The 4,141-nt window shown below is 33.0% G+C and carries 5 protein-coding genes; 2 read left to right on the top strand and 3 right to left on the bottom strand.

The window, feature by feature from the left end:
• The 3 genes from KKC53_06495 to KKC53_06485 form a co-directional block, all read right to left on the bottom strand.
• Positions 1 to 209: 3-hydroxybutyryl-CoA dehydrogenase (locus tag KKC53_06495; protein MBU2598795.1), on the bottom strand; the 209-nt coding region annotated here is incomplete at its 3' end.
• 136 nt (positions 210 to 345) lie between these two features.
• Positions 346 to 1,524, bottom strand: a complete 1,179-nt coding sequence (locus KKC53_06490; GenBank protein MBU2598794.1) for an acetyl-CoA C-acetyltransferase — start codon at positions 1,522 to 1,524, stop codon at positions 346 to 348.
• 44 nt (positions 1,525 to 1,568) lie between these two features.
• A complete protein-coding gene (locus tag KKC53_06485; protein ID MBU2598793.1) occupies positions 1,569 to 2,717 on the bottom strand; it encodes an acyl-CoA dehydrogenase in 1,149 nt (382 codons plus the stop codon).
• 558 nt (positions 2,718 to 3,275) lie between these two features.
• On the opposite strand from KKC53_06485, the gene KKC53_06480 reads away from it, so the two are divergent.
• Entirely contained in the window at positions 3,276 to 3,800 is a 525-nt protein-coding gene (locus KKC53_06480) for a cysteine hydrolase (GenBank protein ID MBU2598792.1), read from the top strand.
• Positions 3,801 to 3,827: 27 nt separating this feature from the next.
• Positions 3,828 to 4,141: nicotinate phosphoribosyltransferase (locus KKC53_06475; GenBank protein ID MBU2598791.1), on the top strand; the 314-nt coding region annotated here is incomplete at its 3' end.

Here is a 4,141-nt window from a genome sequence, read left to right as displayed (position 1 = left end):
ATTTTGCTAAGTGCTTTATTTTTCTCTTCTTCAGTTAATTTGCTTTTTGCAACTCCTTTAGATAAGAAAGCATCTATTTTTTGAATTGCCCCTTTTGTGAATTTCTCATCAATATCATAAAGTAAAACATCATAACCGGACTGAGCACAGACTTGAGCTATCCCAGATCCCATCTGACCAGCACCAACTGCCATTATCTTCTTTATCATTGTTACACCTCTTTTTTAAAAATTTATCTGGATAAAATACACAATATTGAGATTGCTTCGGGACTTTGTCCCTCGCAACGACATATTAAAAATTGTTTACAATGACCCTATTCGCTGAATATTTACAATTTGTTATTTATACTTCAACTAACATAGCATCTGATTGAGCAGTTCCCGCACAAATTGCTGCGATACCTCTTTTTAATCCTCTTCTTCTCAATTCATAAATTAAAGTCATCAATATTCTACCTCCGCTGGCACCAATTGGATGACCAATAGCAACTGCTCCTCCATTAACATTTACAATATCTGGATTTATCCTTAAAATCTTTATACAAACCAATGATACTGCAGCAAATGCCTCATTAATCTCTATCAGGTCAATATCCTTTAAATCTAAGTCATTTTTTGCTAATAACTTTTTTATTGCAAGAGCTGGTGTTATAGAGAAATATTGTGGATCTGTCGCTACTTGAGTATAATCTATAATTTTTACTATAGGTTCAATACCCAATTCTTCTGCTTTTTTATATGAACTTACTATTAATGCAGCTGCACCATCATTTATTCCCGGTGCATTTCCTGCTGTTATAGTTCCATCTTCACCAAATACTGGTTTTAACTTTGTTAATTTTTCTATGGTAGTATCCCTTCGTGGATGTTCATCAAAATCAAAAATTACCGAAGGACCCCTTCTTTGTGGAATCTCAATTGGTAATATTTCATCTTTTAATCTACCAGCATCTTGAGCTTCTGCCCATAACATATGACTTCTAAATGCCCACTTATCCTGTTCTTCTCTATTTATATCATATTCTTTCGCGACATTGTCTGTATGAGTACCCATATGAACATCCCCAAATGGACACCATAATCCATCTTTTACTACTGCATCTACAAGTTTTCCATCCCAGAGCTTGTAACCCCACCTAGCATCTGGTGCTAAATAGGGAACCTGGCTCATATTTTCCATTCCTCCTGAAATAATTAATTCAGCATCCTCAGCTTTAATTATCTGTGAGGCTAAAGAGACAGCCTTCAAGCTTGATGAGCAAACTTTATTGATAGTTAAGCAAGGTGTCTGTGGAGGAAGTCCCGCTTTTAGTGCAGCCTGACGTGCTGGTATTTGACCTGTTCCAGCTGGTATAACCATACCCATAATTACTTCATCAATCTGTTCTCCTTCAATATTATTTCTACTGATAAGTTCTTTAATCACTATAGAACCCAAATCCACAGCAGATATATCCTTTAGTTTTCCTCCAAATCTTCCAAAGGGAGTTCTTATCCCATCCAATATAACTATTTCTTCCAAATTTCCTCCTTTTTTACTTGAATTGTAAAATTCATTTTTAAAATTTAGCAGCCTAATTGGCGTGCAATTACAATTCTCTGAACTTCAGATGTTCCTTCACCGATGGTGTTTACTTTTACATCTCGATAATATCTTGAAACATCAAAATCATCCATAAAACCATAACCACCATGGATTTGAACAGCTTCATTAGCACATTGCACTGATATTTCGGAAGCATAGAGTTTAGCCATTGCTGCTTCTTTTGCATAAGGCTTTTTATTATCTCTAAGCCATGCTGCTTTATAATACATAAGCCTTGCGAGTTCTATTTTAGTTGCCATGTCTGCTAATTTAAAGCTGATAGCTTGGAATTTAGATATCGGTCTATCAAATTGAACTCTCTCTTTAGCATATTTCAATGATGCATCCAAGCAAGCCTGAGCTACTCCAACTGATAATGCAGCCATTGAAATCCTTGCTGCATCAAGTACCTGTAGAAATTGTTTGAATCCACCTCCTAATTCACCTAAAAGATTTTCCTTGGGAATTTTACAATCTGAGAAAATTAGCTCTCTGGTGTCAGATGCTCGCCATCCCATTTTGTTATACTTTGGACCCTGACTATATCCTTTAGTTCCCCTGGGAACTATAAAGTTACTTATCTCAGGCTTACCATCTTCTCTTCTTCCAGTAATTGCAGTTATAATTACAAGGCCACTTATATCTGTTCCAGCATTTGTTATAAAACATTTTGAACCATTTATTACCCACTGATCATCTTTTAACTCTACAGTAGTTTGAGTTGCTCCAGCATCTGAACCAGCTGATGGCTCAGTTAATCCAAATGCTCCCAACATTTCTCCTTTAGCAAGTGGTATAAGCCACTTCTGTTTTTGCTCGTCAGATCCAAAATAGAGCAATGCATTACAGGGTAGTGAAATATGCGCAGACATAGTGATTCCGACAGAAGCATCTGCTCTTGATATCTCTTCTATAGCAATAGCATATGTTAGATAATCAGCTCCCGCTCCTCCATATTGTTTTGGAATGGGTAATCCCATAAGTCCAAGATCTCCCATCTTTTTTATTATGTCATATGGAAATTCTCCAGTTCTATCCATTTCTTGAGCTCTTGGAGCTATTTCATTTTCAGCGAATTCTCTACACATTTTTTGCATAGCCTTTTGCTCAGGCGATAAATTAAAATCCATTCCACCTCCATTTTTATTTAATTTATTCATAATATTTATATGATTAAAAATTATATCACAAAGTAGTTTTTAGATTTATTATTATGAAACTTAAAAAGTTACGCAATTTATTAGAATTACAGGTTCTTTTTAATTTATTATTATGAAATCTAAAATTTTAAACTAAAAATCAATAAATGATAACCTTTTAGATATAATGATATATTTATTTTGATTAAAAAATAAAGTTGCTATATCATTAATATGCTATTTTAAGTAAATTTTAAGTAAAATGTACTATCTAAGCTTGATATTTACAGTTTAATAAAATTTTACTCTCCCTTAATGAGAAGATAATTAAACGGTAACTTTAATGGTTCATTAACTTAATTAATATGTAGTAAGGATTTTAATGAAATTTTCCTCCCCCTTAATGGGGGAGGGTTAGGGTGGGGGTGAATAATTAAGAAATAATACTAAAAGTTCTAACCTAACTCGTTAACAATACACATTATTTAAAAACTTTTAATATAATTTATTTAAATAACTTGATTTTTTAAGTTTTACAGGTGATGAGAAATGAATACAGGTAAGGTTGCTTTTTTAATCATTGATATGTTAAATGATTTTGTGTTAGAAGGAGCAGTTTTAGAGGTTCCAGCTACAAGGAAGATTATCCCTACTTTAAAAAAGAGAATTGAGAAAGCGAGAAAAAAGAAAATTCCAGTTATTTATATTTGTGATAGTCATGCAGAGGATGATAAAGAATTTGAGATTTGGCCCCCACATGCAATAAAAGGAACTAAAGGAGCTCAGGTTGTTGAGGAGCTTTCTCCAAAAGAAGGAGATTATTTAATTGAAAAAACTACCTATTCAGGTTTTTATAATACTGGATTAGAAGCTCTTTTAAAAAAATTAAGCATAAAAGAGCTTGTAGTTACTGGTACAGTAACCAATATATGTGTTATGTATACAGTTTCTGATGCTATTTTTAGAGGATATAAAGTTAAAGTTTTAAAAGATTGTGTTGCTGCAGTAAATGAAGAGGATCATCAATTTGCATTAAGACAGATGAAAAATATATTAAGAGCAGAAATTATTTAATGTAAAAAGAAATAGAAAAGGAGACCAATGAGATTTCATATTGCAGATGAAAAAGATATATTAGATGGAAGTTTAACAGATGTTTATTTTAAGAGAACAAAAGATATATTAAGAGCTAAAAAACTTGATAAGCACGTTGTAGCAGAAATAAAAGCTAAAAGCCTTCCAAAAGGATATGAGTGGGCAATTTTAGCTGGGATTGAAGAATGTGCTCAACTTTTAAAAGAAGTAGATGTAAAGGTAGAAGCAATGGCTGAGGGTACTTTGTTTAAAGCCTGGCAACCAGTAATGAATATAGAAGGAATGTATAGCAAATTTGGAGTATATGAAACATCAATTTT

The organism is Actinomycetota bacterium (assembly GCA_018830725.1).
Classification (GTDB): domain Bacteria; phylum Actinomycetota; class Humimicrobiia; order JAHJRV01; family JAHJRV01; genus JAHJRV01.
The sequence above is the reverse complement of the archived record's forward strand: the minus strand, read 5'-3'. Positions and strand labels throughout refer to the sequence as shown.